This window comes from Brucella lupini (assembly GCF_002252535.1).
Classification (GTDB): domain Bacteria; phylum Pseudomonadota; class Alphaproteobacteria; order Rhizobiales; family Rhizobiaceae; genus Brucella; species Brucella anthropi.
Window position 1 is genome coordinate 257,597 of record NZ_NNRN01000062.1, and the last position, 16,844, is coordinate 274,440.

The following is a 16,844-nucleotide window of genomic DNA, read 5'->3' on the forward strand; positions in this document are numbered from 1 at the left end:
GATCAGGAGGAAATGATGCAGCCGTTATTGATTGCTTCAGCAATGATGCTTCTGACAGTTCCAGCCGCTGCGGCGGATGTGAGTGTCAAACTCTACGAAGCTCTGCCGACGGGACAGGGGAAGGAAATCGGCACCGTCACGATCTCGCAGACTGCGGACGGATTACAATTCAAACCCGATTTGCGTGGCCTTCCCGCGGGTGAACACGGTTTTCATGTCCATGAGAAAGGAAGCTGCGCACCCGGCGAACAAGATGGAAAAACTGTTCCGGCGCAAGCCGCCGGTGGGCATTACGACCCCTCACATTCCAAGCATCACATGGGGCCGGAAGGCGAAGGACATCTTGGTGATTTGCCTTTGCTCAAAACAGATGCCGAGGGCAACATAACGCAAAGCGTTATAGCACCGCGTCTCAAGTCACTGGATGAAATCAAAGGCAGAGCCCTGATGGTTCATGTTGGTGGCGACAATTATTCCGACGAGCCCAAGCCACTTGGCGGCGGCGGAGCACGGTTTGCCTGCGGTGTGATCGAATAGTCTGGAGCGAAGATCTATCCCCAGTTCTCGATGCGGATTTTGGAACCATCTGAAAAGCGCGATATATGAAACGCTGAAGGATCGACAACCGGCGTTTCTCCCGTGACCATATCGGCCACAAGCTTACCTGCGCCTGGGCCGATACCGAAGCCATGCCCTGAAAAGCCTGTCGCTATGATCGCCCCTTCCACGCCTGGAAGGGGTGAAATGACCGGAATGACGTCCGGCATTGTGTCAATGAGGCCTGCCCATTCCTGCGCTATTGTGGCCGACGCGAAAGAAGGAATTGCCTGCTTCAGTTTCGCAAGGACCTGAGCATTCGCTGCCTTGTGTGGAGCGGGGTCGAGCGTGCGGATTTTCTCGAAGATGGAGACCTGATCGGCGGGACGAAGTTTCCACTGGAATGCTTCCTCGAAGAAACGTTCGCCAAACCGGAATCGCAACGACCGCCACTCGGTCGAAAGCGATGGTATAAAATCGCGGAAGAACCGAAAGCTGTCAGGCACGATATCGGCGATGGAGCCTCCAAGGCTTGCGACCGTATAACCTCCGTCCAGCCTTTTGCGCAGTGCAAAATCTGAAAATGCAATCGCGGGCTCCACACTGGCATCAATAGGCGCTGTACGGAAGACGGATGAGCGAACTTTCAATTGCGGCAGATGGGCATCAAAAGCGGAAACGATAAGTCTGGACCAGGCCCCGCCCGCGATGACCACCGCTTCACAGCGCAGGCGGCCGTTTTCGGTGAGGACAGCCGTCACCCGACCATTGGTCGTCTCGATACCGCGCACCGCACAATTTTGCAGGATGACAGCACCATTCTCTTGTGCTTTTGCTGCAAATGCCGGAACGGCCTTTTGCGGTTCCGCGCGACCGTCGAGTGGCGTAATCATGCCGCCTGCGAGATGTCGATTGACGCCCGGTGCAAGTGCTGCAGCTTGCTCAGTATTGAGAAGTTGTGTTTCGATACCGTGTTCGCTGGCGATTTTTATCCATTCACCATAAAGAGCCATTTGCTCTTCTTTTTCAGCTGTATAGGCAATCCCGGTAACGCGAAAGCCCGTTTCACGACCTGTGCGTTCGTTCATGCCATCCCATAGCCGCATGCTCTCGACGATGAGCGGCATTTCGCGGCTGTCACGGCCTGTGCGGCGGCACCAGCCCCAGTTACGGCTGGACTGTTCGCCAGCAATCTCTCCCTTTTCAAGAAGAGCGACGGGAATACCGCGTTCGGCCAGGAAGAGGGCTGTAGAAACACCAATAATGCCGCCGCCAATGATGGCGATTTTGGTTTCCTGCGGCAAGCTTTCGGCTGTCGCCACCTTATCCGTGACCGGCCCCATTTCGGTATTCTCCTGCAATGCGATTGGGTGATTTGGGTATGTGGAAGCATGGTGAGCATGGCCCGCTTTTTGTTCGCGATCAACCAGATAACCCATTCGAAAAATACTCAATTACGATATTCCTGAGATATTCTATCCTGTTTTGGTAGCTTTCTGGAGAATGTGTCTCTATATCCGCCTGAACTGCAATCTGGACACGCGATCTTGCTTATGGACGCACGCAACCCGCATGATGAACGACAGGTCTCCGGTCATTCCGGTCCGGCGCTGACGCTATCCGGTGTCGGTCGCCAGTTTGGCGCAGTGCGTGCGCTTGATGACGTGTCTCTTGATGTTCATGCGGGTGAGATCATTTGTCTGGTTGGTCATTCGGGCTGCGGCAAGACCTCCCTGTTGCGCATCATCGCTGGTATCGATGCTCCAGATAGCGGAACACTCACGATGGGAGGCAAGACGCTAGTCGGACCATCTGTTTTTATTGAGCCGGAAAAGCGGAACGTTGGTGTGGTCTTTCAGGACTACGCCTTGTTTCCGCATCTGACGGTCAAAGAAAATATCCTGTTCGGCTTGCGAAGAATACCCCGCGACGAAGCGAACGCACGAGCAGCCGAGCTTCTCGAACTGGTGTCGCTCTCCCATATGGCGGATCGCTATCCGCATATGCTGTCGGGCGGTGAGCAGCAGCGTGTTGCTCTTATCCGTGCCCTTGCTCCGAACCCACATCTTCTACTGATGGACGAGCCGTTTTCAAACCTCGACAGAGGTCTGCGTGCCCGGGTTCGCCGTGAGACGGTGGCTTTGTTAAGGGAACTTGGAACGACAGCGATTATCGTAACGCACGAAGCAGAAGAAGCATTGTCGACTGGGGATAGTGTGGTGTTGATGCGCTCCGGCAAGATAGTTCAAAGCGGTCCGGCACGCGAACTCCATGACCGACCAACGAACCGTTATGCCGCAGATTTTTTCTGCGACTTCAATATGATATCGGGCAAAGCTGAAGACGGTAAACTGGCTACTCCCTTTGGAGAGCTTGCTCTGGCTGAACAGCTTGAACCAAATGCCGAAGCGTTTGTTTATCTGCGTCCGCGAGACTTCTCGATTCTGTCCGATGCTGAATCCAACGAAGCTGTGCTGCATGGACATATTGAATCACGAACGTTTCTCGGTGAAATCGAAGAATTGGTTGTACGGGTGACTGATGCTGCGCCGTTGTTGCGGGTGCGTACAGAATTGAGGCTTCCGGCCTCTGCGACCGATATTTTTTTATGCCCACATTGGGATAAGGCGCTCATTTTCCCCAAGTGATGGAAAATATACGCCGTTAGAGTTGCATGGGTAATTGACCGTCAGCGAGCCTCACCGTATAACTTGATTAGTCCGCTCATAATTCAAAATGAACCATGTCCATCTGGAGGTAAAATGTCCAAATTTGCGCGTTCCGGTCTCGCCCTCGTCGCAGTAACGCTGTTCGCAGGAGCCGCCCACGCAGATGAAGTGAACATTTACACGACACGCGAACCGGGTCTCATTCAGCCCTTGCTCGACTCTTTCAAGTCGTCCACGGGAATTACGGTCAATACGGTGTTCCTGAAGGATGGTCTGGCAGAGCGTGTGGCCTCTGAAGGTGCGAATTCGCCCGCCGACATCCTTATGACGGTCGACGCCGGTAATCTGGTCGATCTCGTTGACAAGGGCCTTACCCAGCCTGTCGATTCCAAGGTGCTGAAAGAGGCCGTTCCGGAGCAGCTTCGCGACGCGAAGGATAACTGGTTCGCGCTCTCCATGCGCGCTCGCGTTGTCTATGCAGCCAAAGATCTGGAACTCGACAAGATCAATTATGAAGACCTCTCTGATCCGAAGTGGAAAGGCAAAGTCTGCATCCGTGCGGGCCAGCATCCTTACAACACCGCTCTCTTCGCGGATTATATTGCGCACTATGGTGCAGAAAAGACTGAAGAATGGCTCAAGGGTCTCAAGGATAACCTCGCGCGCAAAGCTGCTGGCGGGGACCGTGACGGAGCTAAGGATATCGTCGGAGGTATCTGCGACATAGCAGTTGCCAATTCCTATTATGTCGGTCTGATGCGTTCGGGCAAGGGCGGCGACGAGCAGAAGGCTTGGGGCGAAGGCATCAAGGTTCTGCTGCCAACCTTCAAGGCTGGCGGTACTCAGGTTAACATCAGTGGTGCGGCTGTTGCAAAGAACGCGCCGAACAAGGACGCGGCAGTCAAGCTGCTTGAATATCTGGTTTCCGATGAGGCTCAGCAGATCTATGCCAAGGCCAATTTCGAATATCCGGTAAAGCCGGGTGCGCCGCTTGATCCGATCGTGGAATCGTTCGGTGAGCTGAAGATCGACAGCGTTCCGCTGTCTGAAATCGTCAGCCATCGTAAGCAGGCAAGTGAACTGGTCGACAAAGTCGGTTTCGACAACTAAAAGCCTGATGAGTTAAGCGAAATAACGCCGGTGCAGTTCATGCGCCGGCGTTGCACTATAGAGAGACGAATGGAAGTCCTTGCAGCCATGCGGAAACGAGTTTTGCGACCCGCAAGAGCAGGGCGCAACTGGTTATGGTTCTCGGTTTTCGTCGCAATTCTGGTTTTGCTGCCGGTTTTCGCTCTTGCATTGGAAGCCATACAAGGCTCAGCCGGACTATGGGCGCATCTGTTTGCCACCAACCTGCCAACGGCTTTTCTTGAAACAGTCATTTTGCTTACCGGCGTTGGCATTATCGCTGCCGTCCTCGGAACGTCGATGGCATGGCTGGTCACGGCTTATGATTTTCGCGGTCGAGGCGTGCTGGAATGGGCGCTTCTGCTGCCATTGGCTGTCCCGACATATATTATCGCTTATGCCTATCTCGATATCCTGCATCCCATTGGTCCGGTGCAAGGTGCTGTGCGCTTCGTACTAGGATATGAAAGCCCGCGTCAGTTTCGATTGCCCGACGTCCGCTCGATGACCGGGTGTATCATTCTGCTGGGCTTCGTTCTCTATCCCTATGTCTATATTCCTACACGAGCCATGTTTCTCACCCAATCCGCCAGCCTCATCGAAGCGGCGAGAACTCTAGGGGTAAGCCGCAAGGGCATCTTCTGGCGGGTTGCATTGCCACTTGCCCGGCCTGCCGTGGCGGTCGGTGTCAGTCTGGCCTTGATGGAAACATTGAACGATGTAGGGGCTGCCGAGTTCCTGGGCGTTCGCACATTGACCGTTTCGATTTATACGACCTGGATAACGCGTTCCGATCTGCCTGGCGCAGCCCAACTTGCACTCGCCCTTCTGTTTCTGGTTGTTGCTCTCGTTTCAATCGAGCGCTGGGCACGGCGCAAGCAGCGCTTCGCTTCCAATATCCGCCATTCGCGTGGCTTCGAGCCGTTGAAAGTCAGACGAGGGCAAGCGATCTGGTTGTTCTGTCTCTGCTCACTGCCGGTAGTTATCGGATTCGTACTGCCGGCAATCTATCTGGTCGTGGAGGCCATAAAACGTATTCGTTTTGCAGGTGTGTCCCCGCGATTGCTCGGCGAAGCTTTTAATACCGTTGCTCTGGCTTCGATCGCGACTGCGCTGGTGCTGATATGCGGAATGTTTGTCGCATATGCCGTCCGACTTTTTCCGGGTTCAATTTCGCGCTGGTCTTATCGCTTTTCGACGATGGGATATGCGGCGCCGGGCACTGTAATCGCCATCGGTATTCTGGTGGTCGCCGGCGGCTTTGATCATCTCGTCAATCAGTTCACATCGCATTTCTTCGGATATTCTGCCGGGCTGCTACTGATTGGGACAGGCGCAGCGGTCATCTATGCCTATGTGGTCCGATTTCTCGCCATTTCTGCAGGTGGTATTGATTCCGGATTAGAACGCATACCCTTGTCGTTGGATCATGCATCGCGCACATTAGGGCGCGGTGTGACACAAACATTCTGTGCAGTTCATCTGCCACTATCCAGAACAGCCATTGTGGCGGCAGGTCTGCTCGTATTCGTAGACTGTGTGAAAGAATTACCAGCAACACTTTTGCTGCGCCCACTTAATGTCGAAACTTTTGCAACGCATCTTTATGGTGAGGCTGCGCGCGGGACTTATGAGGAAGCGTCCATTGCGGCGCTTGCCATCGTGGTAGTCGGAATTTTGCCCGTGATATTGCTTGCTCGTGTCGGACGGCGTTTTGGCAAGCGTACTTGATCCACTCTTGCAACGTCAGCTTATGTGGGCCGATATATATCATAGTTCAGAAATGCTTAAATAGTTATTGGTACTTTTGTTCAGGGAACAAAGCACAGTCTGAATGATGCTTCTGGTTGTATTTTTATATGGTGGCACTTCAGGCGGGCGCAGGGGGCGGTATGTTTAAAGTCCTGGAATGCGTAACAGTACAGCACGATCAACCTTTCGTGGTTTTGGCTGCATCCATCTCATTTGCAAGCATGTTTGCTTTCTTTCTGTTGCTCGTCCGCGCGCGGGAATGCACGGAAAGCCGCCGTGACAATTGGCTGGCGATAAGCGCGCTTGCGGGTGGATTGGGCGTGTGGGCAACCCATTTCGTGGCGATGCTTGCATATCGTGGCACCGTGGCAATCGAGTTCGATTTTACGATCACGGTTCTTTCAGCGGCAATTGCTGTACTTGGCTTTTGGCTGAGTGTGCGCTTCCTGAATGGTAAGGCGTTCAAATACGTTTTGATCGCAGCCATTTCAGCAACCCTATCGATTGCCGCAATGCATTTCACTGGTATGAGCGCAATCAGAGCAGCTGCAGATGTTCACTATGACCTTCCACCGATCCTGATTGGCAGTATAATATCGATCCTGCTTTTGCTGGCTGCTTTCTGGTTTGTGATGAACACTGCCGGCTGGATGCGCGTTTTGCTACCGACCGTTGGGGGGATTCTTGCTGTTTGCACGCTCCACTTTACTGCAGTTGCGTCGACCGAGCTGGTTCCAAATCCGACCCTTCCTGCTGCTGATCCGCTGGGCATAGGGCGTCTCTGGCTGATCGGTGCAATTGCCGCTGTTGTCAGTATAGTAGCGCTGACAACGATTATTGCAGTATTTGTAGATCGTTACATGACAGACTTGAAGGGATTTGCGAACGCTACCCTGGACGGACTGGCCGTCGTTCGTGATGGTGGAATAGTCGAGATGAACGCTCGGTTTTCCGATCTCATGCGGCGCAGTGAAAAGGCGCTTGTCGGTGTTGCGCCGGATACTCTGTTACTGGCGGCTGATGGGCTCCCCGTCTGCGCTTCTCGCCCGGAAGCAATCGAGGCCGCACCCAGATTTCCAAATGATGAGCGCATCTTTGAACTCGCGGTTCATACGATTGAGTATCAGGGACGTCCCTGCGAAGTTCTGGCTGTCCGTGATCTTACTGAAAAGCGTACGGCCCAGCGTCAGATCGAGCATATGGCGCGGCATGATACACTCACGGATTTACCTAACCGAATGTTCTTTGAAGAGCGTCTCGCAAACGCAGTGGCACGCCGCAGCCGAGAGCCTTTTGCTGTACTCGCGCTTGATCTGGACCGGTTCAAAGCAGTGAACGATATTTTCGGCCATGCCGAAGGTGATCGCGTATTGAAGACGGTTTCCAGCATCCTGAAGCGATCCATAAACGGTATAGACACGGCAGCACGTATTGGCGGCGACGAGTTTATCATTCTGCAGGTCGGGGTTCCGCAGCCCAAGGGTGCACGGAAACTGTCCGAAAAGATTCTGGATACCTTCCGGTCAGAACTGAATACAGTGCTCGATCCGACTGCTGTTGGTGTCAGCATTGGCGTTGCCGTGTATCCGAATGACGGCAAGGATGCAGAAGCCATCCGACATGCGGCAGACATTGCGCTTTATCGGGCGAAGACAGAAGGACGGGGTATGGTTGCATTCTACTCGCCGGAAATGGACCGCGAAATAAGAGAGCGTCGCCAGATGGAGGCCGATTTGCGCCACGCCATGGTTCGCGGTCAGATCAGTATTGCCTATCAGCCATTGTTCGCGACAGCAGATGGTAGTTGTACCGGCTATGAAGCACTGGTTCGTTGGAACCATCCGGAACGTGGCCAGATACCACCTGAGGTTTTTGTTCCTATCGCTGAGGAAACGGGGGTAATTGTCCCACTCGGTGAGTGGGTTCTGCGTGAAGCCTGCCGCACTGCCGCCGGATGGGAGAAGCATTTAACTATCGCCGTAAACCTCTCCCCCGTACAGTTCCGTTTGATCAATCTGCCGGACACGGTGAGTTCGGTTCTCGCACAAACGGGCCTGGATCCTACGAGATTGGAGCTGGAGGTAACAGAAGCCGCATTGATGAAGGACCGATTGACGACACTCGAACTGTTGCGTCGCATGAAGAAGCTGGGTGTCCGTATCGTGATGGATGATTTCGGCACTGGCTATTCGTCGCTCAGTAACCTTCAAAGTTTCCCATTCGACAAGATCAAGATCGACCGCAGTTTCATCACCAGCATGGAAACGGATGTTAGTGCGAGAGCCATTGTACGAGCCATCGTCGGGTTGGGTCGTAGCCTTGATCTCCCGGTGGTGGCCGAGGGTATAGAAACTTTTGACCAGCATCGCATGGTGATCGAAGAGGGTTGCGAACAGGTTCAAGGCTTTCTTTTCGGGCGTCCGGCCAATGCGCCAGCGTCAGCGGATCCGTCTTCGCGGCTTCCTAGCAAAAAGGGCGGTGGGCAAGTAAAGACTACCTAATAAACTGCAACCTTGTGAATAACGTTGAGGCTTCGGTGTTGCCGGAGCCTCTTTGCTGTGCCGAATTGTTACAAAGCTGTTATTTGATGCGATTGTGAATGAAATTCCATAGTGAAATATTCAGGGGCCGGAACCACAAATTTCTCAATCGCTGGAAGGGGTTGCGCCACATCCAATGCAGTCGAACACTGCGAATAGCGTAGTGTTTTCAACACGATATTTCGCGTGATCGCAATAATAAGTGAATTTATCCGAAGGAGCTTTCCGTGCTTGTAACACGTTACGGCCACAAAGCGAAAGCTGAATAGGACGAACAGTAACAGTACTAGTGATCGTAAAGACAAATCCCGTAACGGGGTCCTCGATACGCATCTTGGTTAAGTGGATGATGGAAACGATGCTTACTTCGCAACAATGGCTTCCGGTCGAGTTGCTCAATATCGGGCTGGCCGCTGCCCTTTTCTTCGCCTGCCTTGTTCACTCACTGTGGAAGGCTGTCTTCGATGAGCTCAACCCGTTATTCTGGCGCCGTACGGCTGCTCTGCTCTGGGCTGGTATCTTTATTGTCGCGCTGAGCGGCGGTATTGAAAGCTTCAACTGGCCACAGGCCATTGGATGGCTTCTCGTTCTTGGCGGTGTTGTTGCGACTGTGACACGTACCGGTATGAGCTATTATCGCCAATATTGCGCTCATACATCGCGCGGTGTTCATTCGGGTCGCACCCGGCTTTCTGGACGGTGATCGCCATGTTTGCAAAGACTGTTGAAATGCCTTTGCGGCTTCACCGCCCACATAGCTTGCGCTCGTTCTTTATCCGCGCTTTTGCTGCTGCACGATCCCGTAAATATTCGTAGAGCGTGCACCCGATCGGCAGTAACCAAGAATGGGGCCCTCAGCTTCATCCAGCGCTGCTGCCATCGCATCCACATCTTCTTGCGTCAATTGTCCGCCTACAACCGGGATGTAGTAAGTTGCAAGCCCGGCTTTTTCGGCGACACGTGCAATTTCGCTGAACTCGGGTTGTTCAGGGCCGCCTTCGCCGTCAGGCCGATTGCAAATGATTGTGCGAAATCCCTCCGCTGCAATATCGCGTACGTCGTCGGGCTCGATCTGGCCCGAGACTGAATAATTGTCGTCTACCTGGCGAATATCCATATTTTCCTCACTTGCCGCTCAAATCGCGACGGCTTGTCCGGTGGCAACTTACATTAAAGTTGTTTTCATGCCACATGAAACTGCTGGGAGAACGGATGCGATGACAGGGGAGCGATTAAGGTGACGATCCACAAGGTTAGCCAGAGCGCTGTACGTATCGCGCATCGTGTGTCGAGCTTTCATGAAAGCACCCGAATGGTCCCGGAAGAAGTGCCTGTGGCGGTCAGCTATAACGGTTCAACCCAAGCCGTAATGATGGCTACGCCGGATAATCTTGAGGACTTCGCGATCGGTTTCACGCTCACCGAGAATATCGTTGACCATATTTCCGAGATAGAAGCGGTTGATGTCGTAGCCTTTGAAAAGGGTATAGACCTACAGATCAGACTGTCCGAACGCCCCGAGCAGAGGCTTGCCGCGCGACGCAGGTTTATGGCTGGTCCCGTTGGGTGTGGTCTCTGTGGTATAGATTCAATTGACCATGCGTTGCGGTCGCTTGAGGCTTTGGAACAAGGTGATAGTAAATTCTCTTCCAATGATATTTCAATGGCTGTCGCGTCTCTTACGAAAGAGCAGCAACTGAATGCTGAGACCCATGCAGTTCATGCGGCGGGGTTCTATGTGCCAGGCGAGGGGCTTATTGCTGTACGTGAGGACGTGGGGCGGCACAATGCATTGGATAAACTCGTCGGAGCTGTCTCGCTTACCGGTACTGCACCGGGAAATGGGATCGTCGCGATTACTAGCCGTGTTTCGGTCGAAATGGTGCAGAAAGCAGTTATGTTCGGCGCGCCAGTTCTGGCTGCAATCTCTGCGCCGACAGCTCTTGCCATTCGAACGGCGGAAGATGCCAACCTAACGCTTGTTGCACTGGTGCGAGGTGTTGAATTCGACGTTTATGCCCACCGAGAGCGTATCGCAGGAGAATGACCGGCCTTTTCGCAAAGGCCGGTCGAAGCATCATTATGCAAGGGCGGCAATACGGCTGCGTTCGCTAACGACCTGCAACACCGCATTGGCTGCTTCCACGCCCTTCACCTTGAAGTGGGCATGGAAAAATTCATGATGTTCCTTGCTTTCATGGAAATGATGCGGCGTCAGAACAACGCTGAGCACCGGAACTTCGGTCTCTAGGCCGACCTGCATCATGCCGTTGATGACGGCAGTTGCCACGAAATCATGTCGATAGATGCCGCCATCCACGACGAACGCAGCGCCGACAATGGCAGCATACTGGCCGGTTTTGGCCAGAGTTTTGGCGTGGAGCGGAATTTCATAGGCGCCTGGAACGTCGAAGACTTCGACTTCTATATTGGTGCCAGCCTTTGCGGACAGTTCCGCGATAAAGCTCTTGCGAGCTTCGTCGACAATATCGGCGTGCCAACGCGCCTGAATGAATACGATCTTGAAGGAAGTCTTGTTCGGATAGCTCTGGTTCATAGGTTCCACACGAAACTAGAATCAGGGCGCACAAAAGAACGCATTGATTGTGCCCAAGGGCGCAATCCTAACGCTCATTCGCTCTCTTCCATCCGGACTTTAACCGTCGGCTCCGGCATCTCACCGGATCTGCTGACCCTGAACAGAAGCCGAATCGGCATCTTTTCAGGCGCTCGCGGGCTCGAAACTTTCGCTTCACACCGCCGGTGGGGAGTTTCACCCCGCCCCGAGAACAAGCCCGCACACCATTGTGCGAGCGGCGTGAAATTAGGGTTTCGTCGCGGGCTTGTCCAGTGAAATAAGGGAAATTTTATACTCCCGACATTTCAAGTCGATGAGGGGGGGTAGAGTGCTGGTTTGATGGGAGGCACCAAGTAAAACGCTGCCCTTGAGGTGGTAATGCTTTAATTTCTAAGCGTTTTTCAGGGCACTGGCTCTACCTGAAGTTTTAATCGATTGAATTTTACGCGTTTTATCTATCGGGAGATATTGACACCCTGGCAGGGTTTGGGCCTATCCTATGTTCGCATCTTGTCTTGCGGATATTTAGCATCCTTAAAAGACAACGTTGTCAATTGGGCTTAAGCGGCGTATGAGTGGGATGGAGGATTTCAGGAAAAGCGTCGTGAGGGATGGCCGGGCACAGGTGAAAGCGGAAGCTTTCGCATCGTATTGCGGCAGTGAGTAGGAGAAACTGGTTGTGTGGTGCAGCTGGTTTCGGGTCTGTGCCGAAGAGGCGCGGATGGGAATGACGAGATGGATTACTGCGCTAAAGCAAAGGCTTAGCCAGATATCCGATAGTTTTAGTTTCGTTTGTTTCTACGGGAGGTAGACATGCATAAACTTTTGAAGCTCGCCGCGATGGGTACAGCCGCCTGTGCTTTGCTCGCCGGAATGGCCCCTGTTGCCAGTGCGCAGGATAAGCAGAATGTTGAAGTTCTGCATTGGTGGACTGCTGGCGGTGAAGCCGCCGCGCTCGACGTTCTCAAGAAGGATCTCGAAAAGAAGGGCATTAGCTGGACCGATATGCCGGTTGCCGGTGGCGGTGGTACGGAAGCCATGACAGTACTGCGCGCGCGCGTCACAGCTGGAAATGCTCCGACGGCAGTGCAGATGCTCGGCTTCGACATCCGCGATTGGGCAGAGCAGGGTGCTCTTGGTAATCTTGATGAGATCGCAAACAAGGAAGGTTGGGAAAAGGTCATTCCGGCTCCTCTGCAGGAGTTTGCCAAGTATGACGGCCACTGGATCGCTGCTCCTGTCAATGTTCACTCCACCAACTGGATGTGGATCAACAAGGCAGCGCTCGACAAGGCTGGCGGCAAGGAGCCTACCAACTGGGATGAACTGATCGCTCTCCTTGATAAGTTCAAGGAACAGGGCATCACTCCGATCGCTCATGGCGGCCAGCCATGGCAGGACGCAACGATATTTGATGCTGTAGTGCTTTCTTTCGGTACAGATTTCTACAAGAAGGCCTTCATCGATCTGGATCCCGAAACGCTCGGCAGCGATACGATGAAGCAGGCTTTTGATCGTATGACGAAGCTGCGTTCCTATGTTGACGATAACTTCTCCGGTCGCGACTGGAACCTGGCTTCAGCTATGGTCATTGAAGGCAAAGCCGGCCTTCAGTTCATGGGCGACTGGGCGAAGGGTGAGTTTGTCAAGGCTGGCAAGAAGCCGGGCGAAGACTTCGTCTGCATGCGCTATCCGGGCACCCAGGGCGCTATCACATTCAACTCCGATATGTTTGCCATGTTCAAAGTCTCGGAAGACAAGGTTCCTGCACAGCTTGAAATGGCATCGGCGATTGAAAGTCCGACTTTCCAGTCGGCATTCAACGTAGTGAAGGGCTCCGCTCCGGCTCGTACCGATGTGCCTGATACCGACTTCGATGCTTGCGGCAAGAAGGCTATCGCTGACGAAAAGGAAGCGAGTGAAAAAGGCACGATGCTGGGCTCCATGGCGCATGGTTACGCTAACCCTGCTGCGGTGAAGAATGCGATCTATGACGTCGTAACACGCCAGTTCAACGGTCAACTTTCCTCGGAAGATGCCGTCAAAGAACTCGTGTCGGCTGTTGAAGGTGCAAAATAACAGCAAAGAGGCGTCCGGTCCTTTCCGGACGCCTTCTATCTCAGGTGCTTTGGATATTGGTAGAGCATCTGAAAGTACTGGCATCAGTGGCCAGAAATCAAAACAACAATTGCATGATGAAGGCCTGCATGTTTCCATCGGAAATTGCAGCAGACTGAATTTATTGGGTGCATTCGGTCGCGCATAATGCAGAAGCGCTGGAATGCCGATCAAACAGATGTCCGGAACGTGCGCCTGATGTTTGGCATATGTCCGGGTGGCGTAAACAAGGTGACGCAGATATGCAGCGTAACAACCGATTACAAGAACTGGTGCCAAAGCTGGTTCTGGGGCCGAGCTTTCTGATAGTGCTCGTGTTTGTCTATGGTTTTATCATCTATACAGGTGTTCTTTCGCTAACCAATAGCCGAATGCTGCCGTCATATGGCTTCGTCGGACTTACGAATTACACCAAGTTGTGGGCCTTGCCTCATTGGTGGCGTGCGATCACCAATCTGGCGATCTTTGCATCGCTCTACATCATTATCTGTTCGGTTATCGGGCTGTTCCTTGCGATCCTTCTTGACCAGAAGATCCGGGGTGAAGGCGTTCTACGTCCGATCTATCTTTATCCAATGGCGTTATCTTTCATCGTCACTGGAACGGCATGGAAGTGGTTTCTTGATCCAGGTATCGGTCTGGAAAACACAATGCATTTGTGGGGTTGGGAGAGTTTCTCCTTCAACTGGATCAAGAGCAATACAATGGCAATCTACTGTCTGGTGATTGCTGCTGTGTGGCAATCCTCCGGATTTGTGATGGCAATGTTCCTCGCAGGATTGCGCGGCGTGGATAATGAAATCATCAAAGCAGCGCAGATTGACGGAGCATCATCCGGTACGATCTATCGACGCATCATTATCCCGCTGATGCGTCCGGTTTTCCTGTCGGCTTTCGTGGTTCTCGCTCATCTGGCAATCAAGGCATACGATCTTGTTATTGCGCTGACCGGTGGCGGTCCGGGGCAGGCCACCGAATTACCTGCGACTTTCATGTATTCCTATACGTTCACACGGAACCAGATGGGTATCGGTGCATCGTCGGCGATTATCATGCTGGCGATGATCTTCTCGATTATCATTCCTTATCTGTATTCTGAAATTCGCGGAGGGTCTCGGTCATGAGCGCCCAGTCGCAAGACAATGCTATCAACAGCGGAAAGCTGACGCGAGCGCTGATCTACACTGCGCTACTGCTCTTCGCATTCTATTATCTGCTGCCGCTCTATGTGATGCTGGTCAACTCCTTCAAACCCCTTGAAGAAATCCGCCAGGGCGGGATGTTGAACCTCCCGCAGCAATGGACCATCGAACCATGGTTATCTGCCTGGTCGACGGCACAGATCGGAGTTCAGCCTACCGGGCTGAAGCCGTTCTTCATCAACTCGATCCTGATGGTGGTTCCAGCCGTTGCGATCTCGACTATCGTCGGCGCGTTGAACGGTTACGTTCTGACCAAATGGCAATTCCGCGGGTCGAACATCTTTTTTGGCTTGCTACTGCTGTCGTGCTTCATTCCGTTCCAGATCGTGCTCATTCCGATGGCGCGTGTTCTTGGTTTTCTGGGGATTGCGGGCACGATTTGGGGACTGATCCTCGTGCATGTGGTTTACGGTATCGGTTTCACGACGCTCTATTTCCGCAATTATTATGAAGCCTTCCCGACAGAACTGGTGCGGGCGGCGCAGATCGACGGAGCGAGCTTCTTCCAGATATTCTGGCGTATTTTGCTACCGTCTTCAGGACCGATCATCGTTGTGTCGGTGATCTGGCAGTTCACGAACATCTGGAACGACTTTCTGTTCGGTGCCTCCTTCTCGGGTGCGAATTCCACACCGATGACGGTTGCACTCAACAATCTGGTTTCCTCCTCCACCGGCGTTAAGGAATACAATGTCCATTTCGCAGCTGCAATCTTGGCAGCTCTGCCGACGCTGATCGTCTATATCGTTTCCGGTCGCTATTTTGTACGTGGCCTGATGTCCGGTGCCGTAAAGGGATAAGTTGCAATGTCTTTTCTGAAAATATCTGATCTCTACAAATCCTACGGCAATGTTTCGGTTTTGAAGGATATCAATATCGAGGTTGATGAAGGCGGTTTCCTCGTTCTCGTGGGCCCGTCTGGCTGCGGCAAGTCAACATTGTTGAATACTATCGCCGGGCTTGAGCCGATCACATCGGGTGACATAGCCATCAATGGCAAGTCGGTGTCCGGCCTGCATCCATCCCAGCGCGATATTGCAATGGTCTTCCAGTCTTATGCGCTTTATCCGAATATGACGGTTGCCGGGAATATCGCTTTCGGCATGGAAATTCGTAAGGTTCCGAAGACTGAGCGCGATAAGGCCATTCAGGAAGTTGCCGATATCCTGCAGATCGGCCATCTGCTGGATCGCAAACCAAGCCAGCTTTCAGGCGGCCAACGTCAGCGTGTGGCCATGGGGCGTGCTCTGGTGCGTAATCCGCAGGTCTTCCTGTTCGATGAACCACTTTCCAACCTCGATGCCAAGCTGCGTGTCGACATGCGCACCGAGATTAAACGGCTGCACAGCCGGATGAAAACTACGATCGTTTATGTGACGCACGATCAGATCGAGGCAATGACGCTGGCAACTAAGATCGCCGTTCTCAAGGATGGAATCTTGCAGCAATTCGGAACGCCAGCCGAAATCTACAATAATCCGTCCAATATGTTCGTTGCTGACTTCATGGGATCGCCAGCAATGAACCTGCTAACTGCTCGAGTCGAAAAGAACGGTTCGGGCTATGCCATCAATCTCGGACGAGGCGAAGGCGAGCCACTGAAGCTGCCATTGAAGGCGGCGCCCCAAGGACTAGGCGCTTATGAAGGCCAGGATATTGTCTTCGGTATTCGCCCTGAAGCACTCACAGATCCGGATGGAGCTGATCGCAATGCAAATGCGATAGTGGAAGGGGATTGCCTGATAGATGTTGTCGAGCCCGCAGGCTCGGATACGTTTGCTGTTACGCGATTGGGCGGCAAGCACGTTGTGGCACGACTGCGCGCAGATGCCCGCATCGCTGCGGGGCAACCGGCCACGTTGGCCTTCAACCTGGACAAGTCGGTCTTCTTTGACCCGAACAGTCAGGGTCGAATTCTCTGACTGTGAGGCACATAGTGCAATCTTTGCCAACACTGCGGAGACTGTATGAAACGAAAAGAGCGCTTCCATTTTATTGGAAACGCTCTTTTTCATGTCTGCCTGGAGGGCAAAAAACTTTGTTTAGGGGCACGCTTTAATGCAGGAAATCAAGCCCAAGAAGGCCGACTGCAAGCGCAGTATTGAGTGAAATGATCATCATCCCGTAGATGATGGCGGTTCTTGTAATATCGTTCATTTCCTACCTCCTTGAACCGGAGCGGCCCCCCACCCGGTTCGAAGCCTCGTGAAACTGTAACGAAATGTAACAAGCTGTTACGGGAAGCGCAACCCTGTTTTACGCAAATGTGAACGGTTGAAATCTGGCGTGAGAAATTCAGTGACTTTTGTCGACAGAGAGC

Annotated in this window: 14 protein-coding genes and 1 riboswitch; of the genes, 11 read left to right on the plus strand and 3 right to left on the minus strand. The window is 53.0% G+C overall.

Going from position 1 to position 16,844, the window contains the following annotated elements; translation table 11 throughout:
- The first annotated feature begins 15 nt into the window (after window positions 1-15).
- Window positions 16-537, plus strand: coding sequence for a superoxide dismutase family protein (gene sodC, locus CES86_RS24650; protein WP_012093187.1), 522 nt, complete (start codon window positions 16-18; stop codon window positions 535-537).
- Between the two features lie 14 nt (window positions 538-551).
- Here the strand turns inward: sodC and CES86_RS24655 are convergent, their stop codons facing one another.
- Window positions 552-1,880, minus strand: coding sequence for an NAD(P)/FAD-dependent oxidoreductase (locus CES86_RS24655; protein WP_094515827.1), 1,329 nt, complete (start codon window positions 1,878-1,880; stop codon window positions 552-554).
- Window positions 1,881-2,090: 210 nt separating this feature from the next.
- Between CES86_RS24655 and CES86_RS24660 the strand changes: the two genes are divergently transcribed.
- The 5 genes from CES86_RS24660 (at window position 2,091) to CES86_RS24680 (ending at window position 9,329) form a co-directional block, all read left to right on the plus strand.
- On the plus strand, window positions 2,091-3,185 hold the full coding sequence (locus CES86_RS24660) for an ABC transporter ATP-binding protein (RefSeq protein ID WP_012093185.1): 1,095 nt from the start codon (window positions 2,091-2,093) through the stop codon (window positions 3,183-3,185).
- Window positions 3,186-3,299: 114 nt separating this feature from the next.
- On the plus strand, window positions 3,300-4,316 hold the full coding sequence (locus CES86_RS24665; protein ID WP_012093184.1) for a Fe(3+) ABC transporter substrate-binding protein: 1,017 nt from the start codon (window positions 3,300-3,302) through the stop codon (window positions 4,314-4,316).
- Between the two features lie 39 nt (window positions 4,317-4,355).
- Window positions 4,356-6,065: an ABC transporter permease gene (locus CES86_RS24670; RefSeq protein WP_181834069.1), complete on the plus strand. Its 1,710-nt coding sequence runs from the start codon at window positions 4,356-4,358 to the stop codon at window positions 6,063-6,065.
- Window positions 6,066-6,226: 161 nt separating this feature from the next.
- Entirely contained in the window at window positions 6,227-8,587 is a 2,361-nt protein-coding gene (locus tag CES86_RS24675) for a bifunctional diguanylate cyclase/phosphodiesterase (RefSeq protein ID WP_012093182.1), read from the plus strand.
- A gap of 397 nt (window positions 8,588-8,984) precedes the next feature.
- On the plus strand, window positions 8,985-9,329 hold the full coding sequence (locus tag CES86_RS24680) for a hypothetical protein (protein ID WP_049768437.1): 345 nt from the start codon (window positions 8,985-8,987) through the stop codon (window positions 9,327-9,329).
- Between the two features lie 69 nt (window positions 9,330-9,398).
- Here CES86_RS24680 and CES86_RS24685 read toward each other — a convergent pair whose 3' ends face one another.
- The gene (locus CES86_RS24685; RefSeq protein WP_010659007.1) at window positions 9,399-9,743 is read right to left on the minus strand and encodes a TIGR01244 family sulfur transferase; all 345 of its coding nucleotides are present in this window, start codon (window positions 9,741-9,743) and stop codon (window positions 9,399-9,401) included.
- A gap of 120 nt (window positions 9,744-9,863) precedes the next feature.
- Between CES86_RS24685 and fdhD the strand changes: the two genes are divergently transcribed.
- Window positions 9,864-10,673 carry a formate dehydrogenase accessory sulfurtransferase FdhD gene (fdhD, locus tag CES86_RS24690; protein ID WP_094515663.1) on the plus strand — a complete coding sequence of 270 codons (810 nt, stop codon included), beginning with the start codon at window positions 9,864-9,866 and terminating at the stop codon, window positions 10,671-10,673.
- 33 nt (window positions 10,674-10,706) lie between these two features.
- Here the strand turns inward: fdhD and CES86_RS24695 are convergent, their stop codons facing one another.
- Complete coding sequence (locus CES86_RS24695) at window positions 10,707-11,183, minus strand: 6,7-dimethyl-8-ribityllumazine synthase (protein ID WP_094515664.1); 477 nt, start codon at window positions 11,181-11,183, stop codon at window positions 10,707-10,709.
- A 76-nt stretch (window positions 11,184-11,259) separates the two neighbouring features.
- A riboswitch (FMN riboswitch) is annotated at window positions 11,260-11,421 on the minus strand.
- Between the two features lie 596 nt (window positions 11,422-12,017).
- On the opposite strand from CES86_RS24695, the gene CES86_RS24700 reads away from it, so the two are divergent.
- The 4 genes from CES86_RS24700 to CES86_RS24715 all read left to right on the plus strand — a co-directional run bounded on the left by CES86_RS24700 (window position 12,018) and on the right by CES86_RS24715 (window position 16,446).
- Complete coding sequence (locus CES86_RS24700) at window positions 12,018-13,283, plus strand: ABC transporter substrate-binding protein (RefSeq protein ID WP_010659004.1); 1,266 nt, start codon at window positions 12,018-12,020, stop codon at window positions 13,281-13,283.
- A gap of 281 nt (window positions 13,284-13,564) precedes the next feature.
- Window positions 13,565-14,446, plus strand: a complete 882-nt coding sequence (locus CES86_RS24705; RefSeq protein WP_010659003.1) for a carbohydrate ABC transporter permease — start codon at window positions 13,565-13,567, stop codon at window positions 14,444-14,446.
- Entirely contained in the window at window positions 14,443-15,324 is an 882-nt protein-coding gene (locus CES86_RS24710; protein ID WP_010659002.1) for a carbohydrate ABC transporter permease, read from the plus strand. The genes CES86_RS24705 and CES86_RS24710 overlap by 4 nt, the downstream gene beginning before the upstream one ends.
- A gap of 6 nt (window positions 15,325-15,330) precedes the next feature.
- Entirely contained in the window at window positions 15,331-16,446 is a 1,116-nt protein-coding gene (locus tag CES86_RS24715; protein WP_094515665.1) for an ABC transporter ATP-binding protein, read from the plus strand.
- Window positions 16,447-16,844 lie beyond the last annotated feature (398 nt).

Coding starts and splice junctions, on each gene's coding strand:
- sodC (WP_012093187.1), top strand. CDS start 16: ATGCAGCCGTTATTGATTGCTTCAGCAATGATGCTTCTGACAGTTCCA.
- CES86_RS24655 (WP_094515827.1), bottom strand. CDS start 1,880: ATGGGGCCGGTCACGGATAAGGTGGCGACAGCCGAAAGCTTGCCGCAG.
- CES86_RS24660 (WP_012093185.1), top strand. CDS start 2,091: ATGGACGCACGCAACCCGCATGATGAACGACAGGTCTCCGGTCATTCC.
- CES86_RS24665 (WP_012093184.1), top strand. CDS start 3,300: ATGTCCAAATTTGCGCGTTCCGGTCTCGCCCTCGTCGCAGTAACGCTG.
- CES86_RS24670 (WP_181834069.1), top strand. CDS start 4,356: ATGCGCCGGCGTTGCACTATAGAGAGACGAATGGAAGTCCTTGCAGCC.
- CES86_RS24675 (WP_012093182.1), top strand. CDS start 6,227: ATGTTTAAAGTCCTGGAATGCGTAACAGTACAGCACGATCAACCTTTC.
- CES86_RS24680 (WP_049768437.1), top strand. CDS start 8,985: ATGCTTACTTCGCAACAATGGCTTCCGGTCGAGTTGCTCAATATCGGG.
- CES86_RS24685 (WP_010659007.1), bottom strand. CDS start 9,743: ATGGATATTCGCCAGGTAGACGACAATTATTCAGTCTCGGGCCAGATC.
- CES86_RS24695 (WP_094515664.1), bottom strand. CDS start 11,183: ATGAACCAGAGCTATCCGAACAAGACTTCCTTCAAGATCGTATTCATT.
- CES86_RS24700 (WP_010659004.1), top strand. CDS start 12,018: ATGCATAAACTTTTGAAGCTCGCCGCGATGGGTACAGCCGCCTGTGCT.
- CES86_RS24705 (WP_010659003.1), top strand. CDS start 13,565: ATGCAGCGTAACAACCGATTACAAGAACTGGTGCCAAAGCTGGTTCTG.
- CES86_RS24710 (WP_010659002.1), top strand. CDS start 14,443: ATGAGCGCCCAGTCGCAAGACAATGCTATCAACAGCGGAAAGCTGACG.
- CES86_RS24715 (WP_094515665.1), top strand. CDS start 15,331: ATGTCTTTTCTGAAAATATCTGATCTCTACAAATCCTACGGCAATGTT.